Origin of the sequence: Synechococcus sp. KORDI-100 (genome assembly GCF_000737535.1) — a bacterium.
Lineage (GTDB): Bacteria > Cyanobacteriota > Cyanobacteriia > PCC-6307 > Cyanobiaceae > Parasynechococcus.
In genome coordinates this window covers 412,863-430,946 of sequence record NZ_CP006269.1, presented here as the reverse complement: position 1 = coordinate 430,946, position 18,084 = coordinate 412,863, and the positions used below count along the sequence as shown (strand labels likewise).

The 18,084-nt window shown below is 59.1% G+C and carries 17 protein-coding genes; 8 read left to right on the top strand and 9 right to left on the bottom strand.

Translation table 11 applies throughout. The annotated features are described in order from the left end of the window. Positions 1-2 precede the first annotated feature (2 nt). The 4 genes from KR100_RS02050 to KR100_RS02035 all read right to left on the bottom strand — a co-directional run bounded on the left by KR100_RS02050 (position 3) and on the right by KR100_RS02035 (position 4,194). A complete protein-coding gene (locus tag KR100_RS02050) occupies positions 3-1,823 on the bottom strand; it encodes an ABC transporter ATP-binding protein (RefSeq protein WP_038542799.1) in 1,821 nt (606 codons plus the stop codon). A gap of 82 nt (positions 1,824-1,905) precedes the next feature. Then, complete coding sequence (locus KR100_RS02045; RefSeq protein WP_038542797.1) at positions 1,906-2,958, bottom strand: glycosyltransferase; 1,053 nt, start codon at positions 2,956-2,958, stop codon at positions 1,906-1,908. A gap of 4 nt (positions 2,959-2,962) precedes the next feature. Continuing rightward, a complete protein-coding gene (locus KR100_RS02040) occupies positions 2,963-3,676 on the bottom strand; it encodes a heme oxygenase (biliverdin-producing) (protein WP_038542795.1) in 714 nt (237 codons plus the stop codon). A 74-nt stretch (positions 3,677-3,750) separates the two neighbouring features. Continuing rightward, complete coding sequence (locus tag KR100_RS02035) at positions 3,751-4,194, bottom strand: hypothetical protein (protein WP_038542793.1); 444 nt, start codon at positions 4,192-4,194, stop codon at positions 3,751-3,753. A 78-nt stretch (positions 4,195-4,272) separates the two neighbouring features. Here KR100_RS02035 and KR100_RS02030 point away from each other — a divergent pair, with 78 nt between their 5' ends. Together KR100_RS02030 and KR100_RS02025 are read left to right on the top strand one after the other, a co-directional pair. Continuing rightward, positions 4,273-5,043: a 5'-methylthioadenosine/adenosylhomocysteine nucleosidase gene (locus tag KR100_RS02030; RefSeq protein ID WP_038542791.1), complete on the top strand. Its 771-nt coding sequence runs from the start codon at positions 4,273-4,275 to the stop codon at positions 5,041-5,043. Between the two features lie 57 nt (positions 5,044-5,100). Next, on the top strand, positions 5,101-6,345 hold the full coding sequence (locus tag KR100_RS02025) for a ChbG/HpnK family deacetylase (RefSeq protein ID WP_038542789.1): 1,245 nt from the start codon (positions 5,101-5,103) through the stop codon (positions 6,343-6,345). Here the strand turns inward: KR100_RS02025 and KR100_RS02020 are convergent. Then, a complete protein-coding gene (locus KR100_RS02020; RefSeq protein ID WP_051847279.1) occupies positions 6,284-7,255 on the bottom strand; it encodes a glycosyltransferase family 2 protein in 972 nt (323 codons plus the stop codon). The two genes, KR100_RS02025 and KR100_RS02020, sit on opposite strands and share 62 nt — an antisense overlap. 78 nt (positions 7,256-7,333) lie before the next feature. Between KR100_RS02020 and KR100_RS02015 the strand changes: the two genes are divergently transcribed. The 3 genes from KR100_RS02015 to KR100_RS15555 all read left to right on the top strand — a co-directional run bounded on the left by KR100_RS02015 (position 7,334) and on the right by KR100_RS15555 (position 11,056). Beyond that, positions 7,334-8,758 carry an NADP-dependent isocitrate dehydrogenase gene (locus KR100_RS02015; RefSeq protein WP_038542786.1) on the top strand — a complete coding sequence of 475 codons (1,425 nt, stop codon included), beginning with the start codon at positions 7,334-7,336 and terminating at the stop codon, positions 8,756-8,758. Positions 8,759-8,823: 65 nt separating this feature from the next. After that, positions 8,824-10,665 (top strand): hypothetical protein, encoded by a 1,842-nt coding sequence (locus tag KR100_RS02010; RefSeq protein ID WP_038542784.1) that lies wholly within the window; start codon positions 8,824-8,826, stop codon positions 10,663-10,665. Positions 10,666-10,906: 241 nt separating this feature from the next. Then, the gene (locus KR100_RS15555) at positions 10,907-11,056 is read left to right on the top strand and encodes a hypothetical protein (protein WP_156097878.1); all 150 of its coding nucleotides are present in this window, start codon (positions 10,907-10,909) and stop codon (positions 11,054-11,056) included. A gap of 1 nt (position 11,057) precedes the next feature. Here KR100_RS15555 and KR100_RS02005 read toward each other — a convergent pair whose 3' ends face one another. After that, complete coding sequence (locus KR100_RS02005; RefSeq protein WP_162176468.1) at positions 11,058-11,708, bottom strand: hypothetical protein; 651 nt, start codon at positions 11,706-11,708, stop codon at positions 11,058-11,060. A gap of 377 nt (positions 11,709-12,085) precedes the next feature. On the opposite strand from KR100_RS02005, the gene KR100_RS02000 reads away from it, so the two are divergent. Next, on the top strand, positions 12,086-13,459 hold the full coding sequence (locus KR100_RS02000) for a (Fe-S)-binding protein (protein ID WP_038542780.1): 1,374 nt from the start codon (positions 12,086-12,088) through the stop codon (positions 13,457-13,459). On the opposite strand, the gene KR100_RS14725 is transcribed toward KR100_RS02000, so the two are convergent. Next, positions 13,343-14,689, bottom strand: coding sequence for a four-carbon acid sugar kinase family protein (locus KR100_RS14725; protein WP_071839820.1), 1,347 nt, complete (start codon positions 14,687-14,689; stop codon positions 13,343-13,345). The two genes, KR100_RS02000 and KR100_RS14725, sit on opposite strands and share 117 nt — an antisense overlap. Positions 14,690-14,703: 14 nt before the next feature. Here KR100_RS14725 and KR100_RS01995 point away from each other — a divergent pair, with 14 nt between their 5' ends. Further along, the gene (locus KR100_RS01995; protein WP_038542778.1) at positions 14,704-15,897 is read left to right on the top strand and encodes an FAD-binding oxidoreductase; all 1,194 of its coding nucleotides are present in this window, start codon (positions 14,704-14,706) and stop codon (positions 15,895-15,897) included. A 4-nt stretch (positions 15,898-15,901) separates the two neighbouring features. On the opposite strand, the gene KR100_RS01990 is transcribed toward KR100_RS01995, so the two are convergent. After that, positions 15,902-16,756, bottom strand: coding sequence for a galactose mutarotase (locus KR100_RS01990; protein WP_038542776.1), 855 nt, complete (start codon positions 16,754-16,756; stop codon positions 15,902-15,904). A gap of 27 nt (positions 16,757-16,783) precedes the next feature. After that, positions 16,784-17,734: an alpha/beta fold hydrolase gene (locus KR100_RS01985; RefSeq protein ID WP_369793816.1), complete on the bottom strand. Its 951-nt coding sequence runs from the start codon at positions 17,732-17,734 to the stop codon at positions 16,784-16,786. 12 nt (positions 17,735-17,746) lie between these two features. On the opposite strand from KR100_RS01985, the gene KR100_RS01980 reads away from it, so the two are divergent. After that, complete coding sequence (locus KR100_RS01980; protein WP_038542773.1) at positions 17,747-18,073, top strand: hypothetical protein; 327 nt, start codon at positions 17,747-17,749, stop codon at positions 18,071-18,073. The last annotated feature ends 11 nt before the right edge of the window (positions 18,074-18,084 follow it).

Below are 18,084 nucleotides of genomic sequence, written 5' to 3'. Positions count from 1 at the left end.
GCTCAGCCTTCATCCAGCATGGCCATTTCACGGAAACTGGTGGACATCGACCGCAACGTGTCGAAATCGCCGGAGGCATGAATGCCGCCGTCGGCGATTTCGTAGATGCGATCACATTTCTTGACCGTGGACAGGCGGTGGGCGATCACCACCATCGTGCAGCGACGTCCCACCAGTTCCAGAGCCTGCATCACGTCGTGCTCTGTCTTGTTGTCAAGGGCACTGGTGGCTTCGTCGAGAACCAGCAACTTGGCATTCCGATAGAACGCTCTCGCCAGAGACAACCGCTGACGCTGGCCACCGGAGAGCTTCATCCCGTTCTCACCGCACATCGTGAACAGTCCATAGGGCATGTCGCCGACGTAATCGGCAAACTGTGCTGCCTTGAGTGCCGCCCAGACCTCGTCGTCATCGATGTCGTCGGGGTTGGCACAGAAGGCCACGTTCTCGCGGACACTGGCATCCAGCAATCGGATCTGCTGAGGCACGAAAGCGCAGTTGGCCTGCCAGGCCGGCATCTCCTCATCGGAGACCGGCAGTCCATCCAGCAGAAGTTCACCCGAGTCAGGCTTGAACAGACCCAGGAGCAGATGGGCAATGGTGGTCTTGCCGCTGCCGGTCTTCCCCACCAGTGCGATGCGGGAGCCCACGGGGATCGACAGATCGACATTCCGCAGAACAGGCGATCCCGAGTGGCCATAGGCATAACTCACATCCCGCAGCTCGATCAGACGACGAGGCATCACACCATCCGGGGAGGGCACAGCCGGATTGGCAAGAGACAGCCTGCCTGGCCTCATGCACAACAGCTCCAGCGCATCCTTGACCTCCGGCAGACCACCACGCAGACGATTGAGGCTGCGAAACATCGACTGGAGGGGACCGGAGATGCGCAGCAACACCAAGAGCACAGTGGCCAGCTCAGGCATCGCCTCCCTGAGCTGCTCACTGTCACCACTGAGGAGAGCGGGCGCCAAACCCACCAGAAACAGAATCGAGATACCGGCTGGCTCGATCAGAAACTTCGGAACATTCGGGAGGAGGTTGGCCAGCCGATCATTGCGTTTGGCGATGGTTCCATCGCGCATGAAACGGTCAACAAAGAACTGATGGGAGGAGTACAGCTGGATATCCCTCATCGAACGGAGCGATTCGCCGAACGTGAGCCGGATTCGCCGCGTGTACCGCATCTTCTGACGCAGAAATAGGCGCAGATACGGCGTGATGATCAACGAGGCGATCAGATACGCCACCAGCAGAAACACAAAAATGGTGATCGCCTTGCCCCCAAGAGCAACAGCGACACCGAACAGAAGAGCCGAAACACTGAGAACGTTTCCCGCAATCGCAATCACCGGAGAGATCACGGCGGACGTGACCCTCGTGAGGATGCGGTTGAACCGCTCCGACAGCACAGCGGTGCGCTTCTGCGTGAAGAATTCGTAGTTCTGCATCAACAGGTTGCTGTACACCTTGTTGACCAGATCAGACCAGATGTCAGCCGCGAGCAGGGCCTCCAACAGAGCAACGCTGAAGCGAACCGCTGAAGCGAACCAGAAGGACGCAATCAGCAACACGACAATCCAACCGGCCTGATCCAGAAAGCCACCGCCGAAGAAGCGAATGCCGGGAATCTGGTCACCAAGCTTTGCGCCTGACAGAAGGCCGACAAGGCGTGCCAGCAAACCCACCAGCAGGATGTCGATCACTCCCTGAAACAGGGAGGCGACCAGGACGACAACTAAAAACTTCCGACGTTTTGGCGACAGTTCACGGAGCAGAGTGCTCAGCTCGTTCCAGGTCTGGCTCTGCAAAACGGGCATAAAACAAACCGATCGCTTCGCTGAAACGAATCCGCGTGAAAGTCCTGACGTCAGGCAGAGTTAAGCCGCCACCTCTCGGCTTTCAGGCCTGATTCGGCCAGCCGGGCAACCGATCGACCACTCGCCTTGCGCGCTGTTGGATTTGGCCCCATCGCAGGCGCCAGGTGGGAGGACTTGAAAGCGGCGGATCCTGATGCCACTGCCTCTGAAGCTGATCGAGCTCCAACAAGACGTGACGCCAGCGCTCCAGCAGCCTCGGCTCGGCGTTGGCATGAAGCAGGGCACCCAGCTCAGCAGCCGGTGGACGCCATTGGCAAGGCTCGCCGATCGCAACCTGAATGCGATTCAGGTCGTGAGCCAAGCTGCCGCACCCGATCTGATGGGCTGAACGACCCGGGTCGCAGTGATCGGCGAGAGCATGATTCAGGCTGGTGAACACGACGCAGCCGCAGGCCATCGCCTCAAGCGGCGGTAGGCCGAACCCCTCCGTCACCCCGCGCCCCCGCCAGTACTCAGCCGAGTCGTAGAGATACACCGTTGACCGATTGAACAGCGACACCAGGTCCTCCACCCATCCGCTCTGCACCTCCACTTTCACCCCACGCTGACGCAGGGCCGGAACCAGCTGTCTCAGCACGTAATCACTGCTTTTTCTGGCTTGCACGAGAACGTCGATGGGACGATCGCGCCCACTGGCATCGGCACGATCCCCCCGTTCAAGCCATTGAGGGTCGAGCGCGTTCGGCACGAGGAACAACGGATTGCGGGGCGCCCGGTCTCCCCAGTAGCCCAGGGTGTTGCGGCTCACCGCCAGCACTGGAACACCTGGTGGAAGGTCAAAGCCATAACCACTGCTGTGCGCGTGATAGGCAACCCGATGGCCCCTCAGGCGTCTGATCAGCTGGGGGACATCAAATCCCCAGCTCACAATCCAGAGAACATCCTCCGACGGTGGCTCCGACCTGAGCAGATCGGCCAGATAAGGGCAGTCATCACGCCGTTCCCTGTAAGTGACGATCTCGCTGTCGCAGACAGCCCCAACGAGACTGGCCGTCTGCAACTCAACACTCAAACCACCGCAGCGGAAGCAACCGCTGGTTCCAGGAACCAGGAAACGAACAAGCCTGGTGGCCACAGAATCAGGCGGCAGCCGCCTCCGTGCTGCCAGCCCGCTGACGGCGGGTGAGGAAACCGAAGAGAACCTTGCCGATGGCTGCCACCAGGTTCCCCTCAAGCTCCTTGAACATGTTCATGTTGAGGTGGAAGGCATGATTGGCTTCCTCAACAATGCGATCTGCCGTGGCCTGGTCGATCGGCAGCGCATCCATGGCTGATCGATAGGTGGTTTTGAAGGCCTTCTCGTCGTCAATGTCGTTGAAGACGTAAAAGCTCAAGCCGTCATCACCATCCATGTTCATCGCTTTCTGGGCGATGTTTTTAAGAATCTGCCCCCCGGAGAGATCGCCGAGGTAGCGGGTGTAGTGATGGCCCACCAGCAGCTCTGGCGACTCCTTGGCGACGGCATGAATGCGCTCGACGTACTCGGACGCTGACGGTGACGGCTCGATCTGATCCCGCCATCCAGCTCCGTAGTAATAGGTCAGGTCCTGTTCGAGAGATTCACGTCGGTTGAGCTCTTTCATGCCGATCGGGCCCACCACTGGATGGTCACCGAGCTTGCCGATCTCGTCTTCCATCGCCGTGTAGACGAAATACAAATCAGCGACGAGCTTGCGATAGCTGGCCTTGTCGACCACACCCTTAAGAAAACAGCTCACGAAGCCGGTGTTCTCCGCCATCGTGTGGGATTTTTTCGTGCCTTCACGGATCTGGGCAGCCAGAGCGACGGACATAATCAGCCTGCGGCAAGCAACCCATCGACCTTATTAGGAGAGGCTCGAACAGCGGTGATCTGAGTTGCGAAGGGTTACGGCACGGTGCCATTCGTTGCATCAGCTGGAAACAGTTCAAACAAGTCCTTGCAAATCTTGCGGAGTTGTTTCACCTGATCCGGCTGGGGCAGGTGGGATCCAGCCGGCTGCCAGTCGCCAACCGTGGCCAGCCGCCAACGCTCGCCCTCATAGGTCATCCCACGCATCAGGACCCCGAGGAGGTGGCCCTGCCGCTCCTGATCGTCACTGCTGAGGCGCAGCTGAATCAGCAGGCTGCGGCACTGCAAGCGTGGACTCCAGCCCGGGAAATGAAAGGCAAGGTCGATGGACTCCGGTTCACTCCACTGACGTGTCTGGGCATCATCCCGCCAGGGGCGGAGGTTGGGCGTGGCCGCCGGAAAGTGCCGTCGGACCAGCGTGACGGCAGAGGCCAGGGCCTGTGCCTGCTCCACACTGCGAACGGTTTCACCTGCGTTCAAGATTGTGCCCTTGCCTTCCCTAATCCTGCAGGGGGCGTCCAGGGGGCGCCGTTACGGTGACATCACATCACAGGGTTCATGACACGTCCGCTCCATCTCGGTCTGCTTGGAGCCATGCCGGAGGAAATCGGCTCTGATCTGGCCCATCTGGAGGAGCCGAGTCAGGAGGAATTCGGCGACCTGGTGATTCATCGCGGTCACTGGACTGGTGATGACGGAGCCGCGGTGCAGCTGACTCTGGCCTGGAGCGGCTGGGGCAAGGTCTGTGCCGCGCGAACCGCCACCCGCGTCCTGGCTTCAGCACCAGCGGACAACCCGATTGATCTGATTCTGTTCACGGGCGTGGCCGGGGGAGCGGATCCCTCCCTTCAGCAATGGGATGTCGTGCTTGCCGATGCCGTTGTGCAGCACGACATGGATGTTCGCCCGATCCTGCCGCGTTTTGTGGTGCCTCCTCTGGATCGCGCAGTGCTCAAACCCCAGCAGGCCTGGTTCGAATGGGCCTGCAAGGCCCTCGAGGGCAGTCACCTGGCTGGAGAGCTTCCAGGTTTCGGCCGGCCAAGGCCTGGCCTGATCGGCACAGGGGACCAGTTCATTGGTGATGCGAAGGTTTTGATGGCATTGCGGGATGCCCTGCCTGCCCTGACCGCCGTGGAGATGGAAGGGGCCGCCGTGGCCCAGGTCGCTGAACAGGAGGGGGTTCCCTGGCTGGTGCTTCGGGTGATCTCCGATGGCGCCGATGCCGAAGCTGCCCAAAGCTTCAACGACTTCGTCAAGGCCTACGACCAGCGGGCCTGGAATCTGATTGCAACCCTGTTGCGTCAACAGGCGTCTGCTCCTCTCCCCTGAATCGTCTGCAGTGACAACACCTTTCTGCAGTGACACCACCTTGAAGACAGAGCCTCGATGAGAGAGCCTTCCCTGCTCGTGCGTCTGGGTCGGTACGGCGCCGTGGGGGTTACGGCGGCATTGGTGCACACCACGGCCTTGCTCAGCCTTGAGCGGATTGCGCCCTTGTGGCTGGCCAACCCCCTGGCCTTTCTGGCGGCGTCCATCGCCGGTTACATCGGTCATGCCGTGGTGACCTTCCGCGAAGAAACGGGCGGCCGACGGTTTGCCAGGCGCTGGCTGCTGTTGCAGTACGCCGTGAATCTGGCTGTCTGTGCGCTGCTTCCCCTGCTGCTGGGCAACTGGATCACGATGACGCTGCGAACAGCCGTCCTGGTGTTCACACCCACCCTGCTCAACGCCCTGATCTGGAGCCGTGCCGCCCGTTTCAGTCAACGGCTGCAGCGGTCGAACAGCGTCCCGACTCGCATCCACGCCGACGATCTCGGCCTGGATGACAGCATCAATGCAGCCATCTTGGCCCTGGCCCGCGACGGCCGGGTGGACGGCGCCAGTCTGCTGGTGCATGGCCCGGCAGCCCAGGCCGGAGCCGACGCCTGGCGGCAGCGATCCGACGCGATGCCGCTGTGTCTTCATCTCTGCCTGACGGAGGGTCCATCCACCCAAGGTTGTCCGGACCTTCCTGCCAGATTCGGGACACTGCTTCTGGCCTCGCTGTTACCAGGCCGGCAGCGGCGCCTGCGGCCCCAGCTGGATCGAGCCATCCGCGATCAGATTCAACGGTTTCGCCTGATCACCAACCAGCAGGTGATTCCTGTGGACGGGCATCAACACATTCATCTGGTACCAATCGTTCTGGAGAGCCTGCTGGATCTGGCCGATGACTCCGGGATCACCTGGATCCGCACCACCCGCGAACCGTTGCCGACGGGCCTGCCGCTGGCCGACTGGTGGAATGCCCTGCGCCGTGGAGGTCTGATCAAATGGACGGTTCTGCAGTTGCTCAGCGGGATCGCCGTCAGACGGCTGAAACAGGCCGGCATCGCAACCAATACCTGGTTCAGCGGTGTGCTGTTCACCGGTGAGATGACGGGGGACAAGCTTGATGCCTGCCTCGATGCCTTGAAGAGCCGGGGCGAACAGGAGGGGCCGACCAACAATCTGCTGCTGACCCATCCAGCTGGGCCGTTGAGGGAAGGCGAACTGACCCGTCACGGTTTTGACCTGTCGGAGAGCTTCTTCAGCTCCTTCGATCGGCAAAAGGAATGGCAGTCCCTTCGCTCTCGTGCACGGCACGGATGAAGTAGTGGGGTCGTTGCTTCACATCGATGTAGATCCGTCCGATGTACTCGCCAAGGACGCCGATGCCGATCAGCTGAATCCCTCCCAGGAACAGGATCGCGACGATCAATGAGGCATATCCGGGGAGATCGATTCCGAAGACGAGCGTGCGCAGCACAATCAATGCGGCATAAAGGAAACTGAAACAGGAGATCAGAACCCCGATCACACCCCAGACCTTCAGCGGTTTCACGGAAAACGAGAAGATCCCATCGAGGGCATAACGCCAGAGCTTCAGCGAACTCCAGGAACTGTTGCCACCGGCCCTGGCCACTCGGCTGTAAGGAATTTCAACGCTGCGGTAACCGGTCCAGGGCATCAGACCCTTGGAAAAGCGCGTTGCCTCACGCATCTGGGTCACAGCCTCCACAACGGGTGCCGACAGCAAACGAAAATCACCGGCCCCCTCCTGAAGCTGAATCGAATCGACCAGTCGGTTGAACACCCGGTAGAACCAGGACGCCGTGGCCACCTTCATCAGGGACTCTTCGTCGCGGTCGTCGCGCACAGCGGTGACCACTTCAGCCCCATCCCGCCAGGCGGCCACCATCGCGGGAATGCGCTCCGGTGGATGCTGGAGATCAGAGTCGATCAGGATCGCGGCAGCGCAGCGACGTTTCGCGTAATCCAGCCCAGCGAGCATCGCCGCTTCCTTGCCGAAATTGCGCGTGAGTTCAAGCAGGGTCACAGGGGCATCGGGGTGGCCCTTCTGCCATGCACGAATAACTGACACCGTGGAATCACTGGAGCCGTCGTCCATCAGAACAAGCCGATCCACCTGCTCAAGCTGGAGCACCGACTCCATGAACTGACAGATGAGGCCCTCTTCGTTGAAGCAAGCCGCCACAACCCAGAGCTCGTCCCTGCCCATCTCATCCCTGTTCGCATGGCAACGGTAGGACTCGCCTTTGAGTCATAGGCTCCAGTTGCTGACGCCCGATCGACCGCCATGGCCCAGTTCGAGAAGCTCACCGCCCCCAGCCAAGGCACACCGATCACCTTCACAAACGGTCAACCCGTGGTGGCGGACGATCCGATCATTCCCTTCATCCGCGGAGATGGGACTGGCGTGGACATCTGGCCGGCCACCCAGGCAGTGCTGGATGCTGCAGTCGCCAAGGCCTACGGCGGCTCCAAGCGCATCGAATGGTTCAAGGTGTTCGCCGGTGATGAAGCCTGCGAGCTCTACGGCACGTATCAGTACCTGCCGGAGGACACCCTCGAAGCGATTCGCCGCTTCGGCGTCGCGATCAAAGGCCCACTGACCACGCCCGTCGGCGGCGGCATCCGATCTCTGAATGTGGCCCTGCGCCAGATTTTCGACCTCTACTCCTGTGTGCGTCCCTGCCGCTACTACGCCGGCACCCCCAGTCCCCACAAGCGTCCCCAGGATCTGGACGTGATCGTTTATAGGGAAAACACCGAAGACATCTACATGGGCGTGGAATGGGAAGCCGACGACGCCGTTGGTCAGGAGTTGCGCAAGCACCTCAACGAGGTGGTGATCCCCGCCAACGGCAAGCTCGGCACGCGTCAGATTCCCGAAGGATCTGGCATCGGCATCAAGCCCGTGAGCAAGCACGGCAGCCAGCGCCACATCCGCAAGGCGATCCAGCAAGCCCTGCGCCTGGAAGGGAACAAGCGTCACGTCACGCTGGTCCACAAGGGCAACATCATGAAGTTCACGGAAGGAGCCTTCCGTGACTGGGGCTATGAGCTGGCCACCAGCGAGTTCCGGGATGTCTGCATCACCGAGCGGGAGAGCTGGATCCTCGGCAACCTCGAGAAAGACCCCAACCTCAGCGTTCAGGCCAACGCCCGCATGATCGAGCCGGGCTACGACAGCCTCACGCCTGAAAAGAAAGCTGACATCGATGCCGAAGTGCAGGCCGTGCTCGATGCCATCGGCGCTAGCCATGGTGGCGGCAAGTGGAGGTCGATGGTGCTGGTCGACGACCGCATCGCCGACAGCATCTTCCAGCAGATCCAGACCCGGCCCCAGGAGTATTCGATCCTCGCCACGCTCAACCTCAACGGCGACTATATCTCCGATGCCGCGGCCGCCATGGTGGGTGGTCTGGGTATGGCCCCCGGCGCCAACATCGGCGAGAACGCCGCCATCTTCGAAGCCACCCACGGCACCGCCCCGAAACATGCCGGCCTCGATCGGATCAACCCCGGCTCGGTGATTCTCAGCGGCGTGATGATGCTGGAATTCCTCGGTTGGCAGGAGGCCGCCGACCTAGTGACCAAAGGCCTCAGCGCCGCCATTGCCGACAAGCACGTCACCTATGACCTGGCCCGACTGATGGAGCCCCAGGTTGATCCCGTGAGCTGCAGCGGCTTCGCCAAAGCCATCATCGAGCGATTCTGATCAGAGCATTGCCATTGCCGTGGCCCAAAGTCTTGGGTCAATGAGCTGCTGAGTCGGATCCCTGCATGCCCACGAGTGATCAAGCCACCTCTTCGGGAAACCTTCGAGACGATGTGCTGTTGAAGCGATTTTTGATCGCACTCACCGTGATCAGCGCAGCCGGGCTCAGCCTCTGCATCTGGGTTCAGCAACAGCGGAGCTTTCTCCCCGCACCAGATTCAGAGCAAGGTCGGGCTCTTCTTCTCCAGTACCAAGAGTTGAGTCATGGCTTTTGGCTATTTTTTTTATTACTAGCATGTGGATATCTGATCAATCAAATTTACAGCAATGCGCGAAAAGAAACACCCACTTCTAATCACTCAATTGGACAGCTAATCGAGAACACCCTGGGGTTTATCCGAAACAACTCGATCGCGACTCTTCTTTTCACGATTTACGGCATCGCGATGATCTCAGGTACGACTTACCTGTACAAAGACATGTTCGTCTGGTACCCGGAACTGTTAAAAGGGCATCTTCTCAACAACTTCTCCCTGAGAAACAGCTTTATTGAAGAAACAATGCGGCGAACTGATTATAGGTTCTTTCCATTAGCCCATCAGGATTTGCATCTCCTGAGCTGGTTCAGCATACACATCAAAACATGGATGCTGTTCAGCACTGCTGAACTGATTGCTATCGTTCTTCTTGGCGTTAAGTTCATCGGAGAACTTGACCAACACACAAGAGCAAAGTCGTCAACAATTCTGCTGATGACAGCGATATTTCTAATTCATCCATCAACAGGGACTGCGTTCTTCCATGTCATTTATTGCGAGCGACTCTTATGTTTAGTTTTCATGTTGTACGTCGTCTCGTATTTGCACTACCGAAAAACAAATAGGAATTCGGCCTTCTTCAGCACTCTTCTATGGGCACTAATAGGAATTTACATCAAGGATATAGCCATCCTCTTGTTTGTCGTTCCGCCAACAAGTCTTTGGGTCTGGGATGCTATCAACTCAAGACTTAGCACTGCAACCAATATAACATTCCAGTCAAAACAGAACCACAAACTTGAACGGTGGCTCTGTAGCTTTTCTGCCTTATTCATCACAAGTTACATTATTTTAGCACTCATTCCTGGCATCTACTCGGCAGAAGAAGCATACAATCAGGATTCCAATCACATAATAATATTAGACTTACGTTTTTATATTTTTTCTCTTATCGCTGCAGCGCGCGTGCTGATGGTAGCCAGAAAGAGTATCAATATTTCACTTCTGGATGGTATCAATCTATCTGCCTTTTCCTATGCCTTAGCCCTCGCAATAACTTATGAATTTGATACCAACAGCTATCTTGCACTTCCCATTCAACTGATCACTACAATGAATATAGGCTGGGCATGGACAACTCTTATCGGGAATCGCAATCTGAAAACTTTCAGGAATCAAAATCATATGGCAATCGCCTGTATTGCGGCAGGAACGGTCATTGGCGTCGAACACATAGCAACTCAAGAAACATTTTTGAACAACGCCATCGAGCAAAAAAAAGAGCAGTCTCGCATCCAGCTTACTTACGAAAATCTCGACCAAATCACACGTAAAATACGCGAATCAGGTGATAATGTTAATATTATCACAAACCAAGATTCAAGATTTTCAGCGAGAAGACATCTTAACAGAATTCCCTATCACTCACTGATCGAATATGTCCCAGATGCGAAGAATTTTGTCGTCGTCGATGGCGCCAACAAAGGCACGCTTTACATACCAAAAGTTGGAGACCTGGTTGCCAATCTCGACAAATCCACTGACCTTCTGGATCCGATTCTGAACAATGTGGAAACCCAAGAAATCTACAGACACGATGTCAGTAAACATACAGGATTAATCCTTAGAATTACAGACATTGAATCTTAGAATCTGGCAAAGAAAAATTCTTGTCAAATTCTTACATCGCTACGGATATCTTAAGAAAATAGTTGAAAATATTTTCAACGGCCCCAACCGGGCTGGAAACTCACATTTACCAAGAACAAAGACTGACTTGAGCACTGAAAAGAGGCCCTACAAAGACCCACTCAATTCCAATCAAAAAAATTAAAATCAGACGCGTCTTTGCTCAAAAATCGAATGGGGCGAGTTATACATGAAAAAAAATTTGCCAAGCGCTAAAGATCCTTCAACCAAAGGCCTCAGCGCCGCCATTGCCGACAAGCACGTCACCTATGACCTGGCCCGACTGATGGAGCCCCAGGTTGATCCCGTGAGCTGCAGCGGCTTCGCCAAAGCCATCATCGAGCGGTTCTGAGTCAATCGGACGAAAGCCTCGGCATCCGGCAGATCGTCGACGAGAGAACACACCTCAGAAGATTTCTCCGGACATCTTTAGGGTGACAGCGAAAAATAATATCGTTCTGCGCATCAATAACGATGCGCGAACGAATGCGCTTGTTGTCTAAATAGTTTTCCCAGCGCGCATAGATGTTTCGATACATTCTTCTGGCACGCTGATCATCGACTTCGCTCAATTCAAACAATTGCTGTGCACACTCGCTGACTGTTCTACCGAGATCATGCCTGCGTTGGATCCTCCTCAGCCACTCCTGATACGGGAGATACAGCTGAATCGAATGGACGGACTTGAAATGAGAAAAAATGATCGGACAAAACTTAAAGTGTTTGCCACAACTATCGGAGGTTAGATCCAGATGGATCATGCGATTGTTCTGAGTCGGCAGAAGAGCCTCCCCCCGTTTGATCAACTTCCGGGCTGAGTTCGCCCCCATCGGCCGAAATCGACTCTCCGGCGAAAGGCCCAGGGCCTGGAGTGAATCCTCTGCGAGATATGGGCGATTTTTATACTTGAATTGCCTGATAAATGTTGTTTTGCCAGATGCTGATGGGCCAGCAATAACAACAAAAATTGATGAATGGTTCCGACTCTTCACACTCAATGTCAATCATCAGCTTCAATGAAATACTCAAAAGACCAAGACTCTTGATTATCCAACCATTACAGGCATCTTCAGACCAAACAATTAAATAGCATACGTTCACGAATTCGAATACACGTCCGGCACCCACCAGTTCAAGGGATTCAAATCAAACGAACTCAATTCATTCATCACGACCAGGCGATCGGACCAACCACGATCACGACGTCCGCATCAGACCCTTTCTCTGAACGCAATCTATGAGCAGCCCTGTGATGGGCTCCCTTGTCCGGCGCAGAGGTCGACATCCGAAAAGGCTTCTGATGCCACTGCTCTGATGCCACTGCATTGCTTCGACGTATCCGGCCCCGATCCGAACGGTTCAAATCAGCCAGAATCAGTCCATGGCCCCACCGACCGAGTTGCCCGGCCTTCCACCGGGTGCAGCTGATCCCTGCGTGCACTGCGGTTTCTGCCTGCCCACCTGCGCCAGCTATCGCGTGCTGGCCAGTGAGATGGACTCTCCCCGCGGCCGCATCCATGCGCTGCGGGCGATCGAAGCCGGTGAGCTGGAACTGGATGCGACAGTCGCCAGCCATTTCGACACCTGCCTTGGCTGCTTTGCCTGCGTGACGGCCTGCCCGTCGGGGGTTCGTTACGACCAGCTGATCGAACACACCCGTCCAAAACTGATCAATGCGGGGCAACGCAGCGCCTGGCAGAACAGCTTCCGACGGTTGCTGTTGCAGGTGCTCCCCTATCCCGGTCGCCTACGGGCCCTGCTGCAACCGTTGCGGGCCTATGCCGGCACTCCGCTCCAGGCCCTGGCCCGCCGGACGGGTCTCACCCGTTTGTTCGGTCCCGAAATCGAAGCGATGGAGCGGTTGCTGCCGCCCCTGGCAGCGGAGGCCTTTAGCGATCAACTGCCGCAGATCAACCCCGCCACCGGCGAATCCCGCGGCCGCGTGGCGCTGCTGCTCGGATGCGTGCAGCGCTGCTTCGACCCGGATGTGAGCACCGCAACGGTGAAGGTGCTGCAGGCCAATGGCTTTGAGGTTGTGATCCCGCCGGATCAGGGCTGTTGCGGTGCGGTGAGCCATCACCAGGGGGAACTCGAACTCACCCGCCAGCTGGCGGCAGATCTCGTAGGCAGCATGAACGGCATTGAAGGCCCCCTGGACGCAGTGTTGGTGGCTGCCTCAGGGTGCGGCCACACGATGAAGGCCTACGACGAGCTGCTGAACACAACCGTCCGCTTCCGTGCGCCGGTGCTGGATGTGCAGGAATTTCTGGCTGAGCGTGGCCTGAGCATGGCGTTCCGGGCCCGGTTGCAACCGCTGGCAACCGTTGTGGCGATGCACGATGCCTGTCACATGATTCACGGGCAGGGCATTCAGGCCCAGCCACGTCAGCTGCTTCGCGCCATCCCGGGGTTGCAGCTCAGGGAAGCCAGCGAAGCCGGCGTGTGCTGCGGCAGTGCCGGCATCTACAACCTCGTGCAGTACGAGGAAGCCGCTGAACTGGGCCGGATCAAGGCCGACGACCTCAGCAACACCGGTGCTGAGCTTGTGGCCAGCGCCAACATCGGTTGCACGCTGCAGCTGAGGCGTCACCTCGATGGCCGGGCCAGCGTGCATCACCCCATGGAACTGTTGGCCGCCTCAGCCGGCCTGCATCCGCTGCCAGGCATCCCGCAGGGTCCCAGCCTCTCCGAGGTTGCCGGGGAAGGTGAGGATCGGCAGCCCACTGAACACCCCCTCCAAAGGCCTCACCAGTGAGAGCCCCGGGAGGAGCTGACCTTCCAGCTGCACGGCCTCCAACCTGAGGCCATGGGTGAGGAGCGTCTGCGTTGTGATGCCGCCCTTGCTGATCAGGTAACCGAGCTCCGGCGCCAGAGCAGCCGCCAGGCGTGCCATCAGCCGTGCCATCTCCTGCGAAAAACGACGACTCTCCCGCTCGGAGGCAAAGGTGAGCTCACCGCGGCTGCTGAACAGAACCGGTGTCCTCCCCAGCGTCAGCACATCCTGCAACTCAGTCCGCCAGATGGTTTCAAGGTCGGAGAGGAGCAACTCCGCTGTCGGACCCTCAAGAACCCTGGCGATGCGCCTGACCGGCAGTTCGATGGCCGAGCAGGTCGACTCCCCCAGCAGGCGCTCCAGCTGCTGATCGGCCAGCGGCACATGGGATCCCACCATCACCAGGCCAGGGAGTCCCTGCCCGGCAGCGTCACATCGCCGCAGCCGGGCAAGCTCGGAGGCGTCAAGCCGCTGTGGACCGGGATCCGCCAGAGCCTTCACAAGGCTGGCCGCCGCTCGGAAGAGAAAGCGTTTCCGATGGCGCACGGCCCATACCGCAGCCGCAAACGCCTGGAGCTGCTCCATGCGCTCAGCGTCAACAACAACGGGACGATTGCCCTGCAGCTGCTGCAGCCGAGCGATCAGGGCCGACTGATCATCGGCGCAGGCCTGGTCGAGGTCGCGGCCGTGAATGAGATCCACCTCAGCTGCCTGGATCTCACCGCCACTCTTCTGCTCCAGCCAGATCGCCAGATCACTGCTCGAATAACCGAACAGCCGATCCCGCGCAAAGGCCGTGGTGTGGACCGGTTGGCCATGCAATCGATGGACACCATTGAGGGTGGTTCGCCCTCCTTCGAGGAAGGCAGGAACATGGAACGTGGCATCAAAGGGACCGAAGGCCTGCTCCAGCACAGCAGGCTCCAGCACCCCATGGCCCCGCAGGGTGGAGTCCCCTCGGCTGACAAGCAGCAGATCATGCCGCCGCAGGCCTTCCGCCCCAAGCGCCTGATCCAGATTCGAGGCGATCTCGCGATTGCGCTGGGCAGCCGATTCCGGCGTCAGCGCACGGGTATCGGCCAGCAGAAACAGCAACGGGGATGGATGCCGCAATCCCCGTCTCAGGGTTGGCACATCCCAACGCAACAGCAACGGACAGCCATGAACCGTCTGCGAGCCGGTGGGGTCATCATCGATCGCAACGACCTTCATGGCACCATCGTGCCGTGGATCATTCCCCTGCCTCACGCAAGGCCCTGATCGATCTGGTGCGCCAGTGGCATCACGACGCAACACCCTGGGTTCCCAGCGGAATGGGGAGTCGCCTGCACTGGGGTCCAGCGATCGAAGGACACCCCGAAGTCCTCAGCTGCCGGGCTCTTCAGGGGGTGATCGACCATGCCGTCGATGACCTGACGATCACCGTTGAAGCAGGGCTCTCACTGGCAGACCTGCAATCTCTCCTGGCCCGGCAAGGGCAGTGGCTTCCGGTCGACTGGCCGCGCGGGACGGATCCTGATCAACCCGAGAGCGCCGGCAGCATCGGCGGCCTGGTGGCTCGTGGTCTGGCGGGCGGGCTGCGTCAACAACACCTCGGCATCCGCGATCAGATCATCGGCATCGGTCTGCTGCGAACGGACGGAACCAGCGCCAAGGCAGGAGGACGGGTTGTCAAGAACGTGGCGGGGTACGACCTGATGCGACTGCTCTGCGGCAGCTGGGGCAGCCTTGCCCTGATCACCGATCTCACCCTCAAGGTTCAACCGATCCGGCCGGCCCACGGCGCGCTGCACCTGCGGGGCTCCCTCGACGATCTGGAACGCTTTCGCGCCGGTGTGCTGCGCTCCACCTTCACACCAGAACGCTGCGACTGGTGGAATGAAACAGACCAATCCTGGACGCTCAGGTTGCTGGTCAGCAGCGTGTCCGATCAGGCGGTGGCAGACCAGCTGAGCCGCCTCGCATCTCTCGCTGAGCAACACCGACTGAGCGCGGAGCAACACGACCGGGGTGAACCGCTCAACAGTGGGCGCCAGGCAGATGCGATGCACTGGCTCGTGCGTGTGGTCTTGCCGCCGGCATCCCTGTCGACCCTGCTGATCAGCCCGGACTGCGCACAACTGCAGGGCTGGCAATGGGATCTGGCGGCAGGGGCCGGATGCGGGGATGGCTGGCAACCTCAGCCCACGTCCGCCACGTCAGCCACGTCAGCCACGACCGGCGAGGCGGTGATGCAGCTGCGTCGCCGGGTCGAGGAGCTTGGAGGGCGCCTCAGCGTGCTGCAACAACCGTTCGGATCCGAAGCGCGCATTCCCGCCTGGCTGAATGCACCGGCGCGAATGGTGATTGAAGCTGTGAAGCAACAGTTCGATCCAAAGCGGCAGCTCAGCATCGGACGCCTGCCGGGAGTCGCTGGATGAGACGTCAAGAGACGGCGTACCGGCAGTTGAGTTGACTGCGAGCACCTGGCTGGATCTCCAGCCTTCGATCACCGGAGATCAGAGCCTGGCGAGGACCGGTCCAGGGCTCCACGCAGACCATCCTCCGGGGAGGGTCCGTCCAGATCACCGTGAGATCCATGGGGGGCTGATGCTGCAGCTGCACATGGGCTCCATCGACCCGATCGATCAGCGTCACCGGACCGGCGGGACGACAGAGGAAATCCACCCCCTCCGAAAGCCGACCCAGCTGGGATGCGGTGTCGGTGTCGGCCATCTCGAGATGGTTGAAGCAACGCTCATTCAGGCCTTCCAGCTCAACCTCAGCCGGATCGGTTACGTTGAAATAGGGGTGTAAGCCGAAGCTGAACGTCATCGTCTGCTCACTGCGATTGAGGATCGAGATGCCGATCTCGAGGGCCTGGGCCACAGGGCGAACCTGCATCTCGATCAGAAAGGAGAAGGGGTAGGAGGCACGGGTCGTCTCCGTATCGCTGAGGTTGAGGCTGATGCCCGTCTGATCCTCCAGCAGCTGCAGCTGCCAGGGAAGATCACGGGCGAAGCCATGCTGCTGCAGGGTGTAATCGACCCCATTCAGCGGCAGGACATCACCGGGCACGTTTCCACAGATCGGAAACAGCACGGGAATGCCGCCACGAATGCTTTTGGTCGGGTCGATGTAGCGCTCTGCATCGAAGTAAAGAACGTCACGATCACCGCAACGCCATTCGGTGACGAGGCCACCGCGCTCCGGAACAATGCGCAGCCGATCTCCGCTGGCGGGATGGACGAATTCCCAGTGCAGGTATGGGTCGGTTTGCTGGGTCAGTGTCATCGACATCCGCCGGTCGTTTCAGATGGCCGGAAACTAACTGTGGTCTTCAGGACAGCTTGTGCGCTGGCTCACCTCAAGCTCGGACAGCCAATGCAGGAGCGCTTCGTTCACCTGATCGGGAACTTCGTCATGGGGGCAGTGGCCCGCTTCCAGAACCACTTCGGTGGTAGCAGCGGGAGCATGGCGCTGGAAGCTGGATCTCCGCCCCGGTGCATTGATCCAGGGATCACGGATTCCCCAGAGCAGAAGCAGCGGGGCCTGAAGTTCGACGAACAACTCATCCAGCGGTTGGCCCCGTGGGATATCGAACACGGTGCGAAAGACGCCGAACGCTCCCGGATCCAGGGATGGTCGACGGATCGACTCCACAAGAAAATCGTCGACGTTCGTGCGATCGACATACACCCGGTTGAGGGTGCGTCGGATCGTGGCCGGTCGGCGCAGATTTTCAAACAGAAGCCTCTGCAGCACCGGACTCTTCAGGAGAGCGCTCCCAATCGTTTGACGGGCGATCGCAGCAAGACCTTTGGGAGGTTGTTGCTCGTCGCTGAAGGGACCAGCCGCATTGAGCAGTACAACGCCGGCACAGGTGTCCTGAAGAGCGGCTCCGGCCGCCAATGCGGCAAAACCGCCGAGGGAATTCCCAGCAATCACCGTGGGGCGACCGATCTGGTCATGGACATAGGCCACAAGCTGATCGCGCCAGAGGCCACCTCCATAGGGAAGACCCTGAGGTTTGGCACTGCGGCCAAAGCCCAGCAGGTCCAGGGCGTGAACCTCATAACGGTCCGCCAAGGCCGGAATGTTGTGCCGCCAGTGGTCGGTGGAGGCGCCGAATCCATGCACCAGCAGCACCGCCGGCTGATCCCTGTCGCTCAGCTGCTGCGGAGGCCTCTGGCGCACGCTGTGGACGGGATGGTCGAGGTAATTCCAGGTGAAGGACTCCACAGTCCGGCGCGGAAGCGGCGATGCTAGGCAGCTCAACCGTGGGGCTGAATGCAGAGCTACGAGGTGATCGGCGGCCCGCTGGCTGAACCGGCCATCTGGCGAGGAGCCCTGTTCTGGGCACTGGCGCTGTACATCCCCCTGAGCGGTCCGCTGGCTCGCTTCGAGAAGAGTCTGGACGCAAGCCCTGTACCGGAATCAGGCCGTCAGGCCGTTCTGATCGCTAGCAGTCTGCTGCTGGCGATGGCCGTGGGACTGGTGACCCAGCTGATGTTCAGCTGGACCCTTGGACCCGGTTGGGCCTCCAGCCTGGCCCTGATCGGGATCGGCTGGAGTCTGCTGCTGCTGTTGTCGGATAACGGTCAGGAGAACAGCTGAAGCTTCCTGAG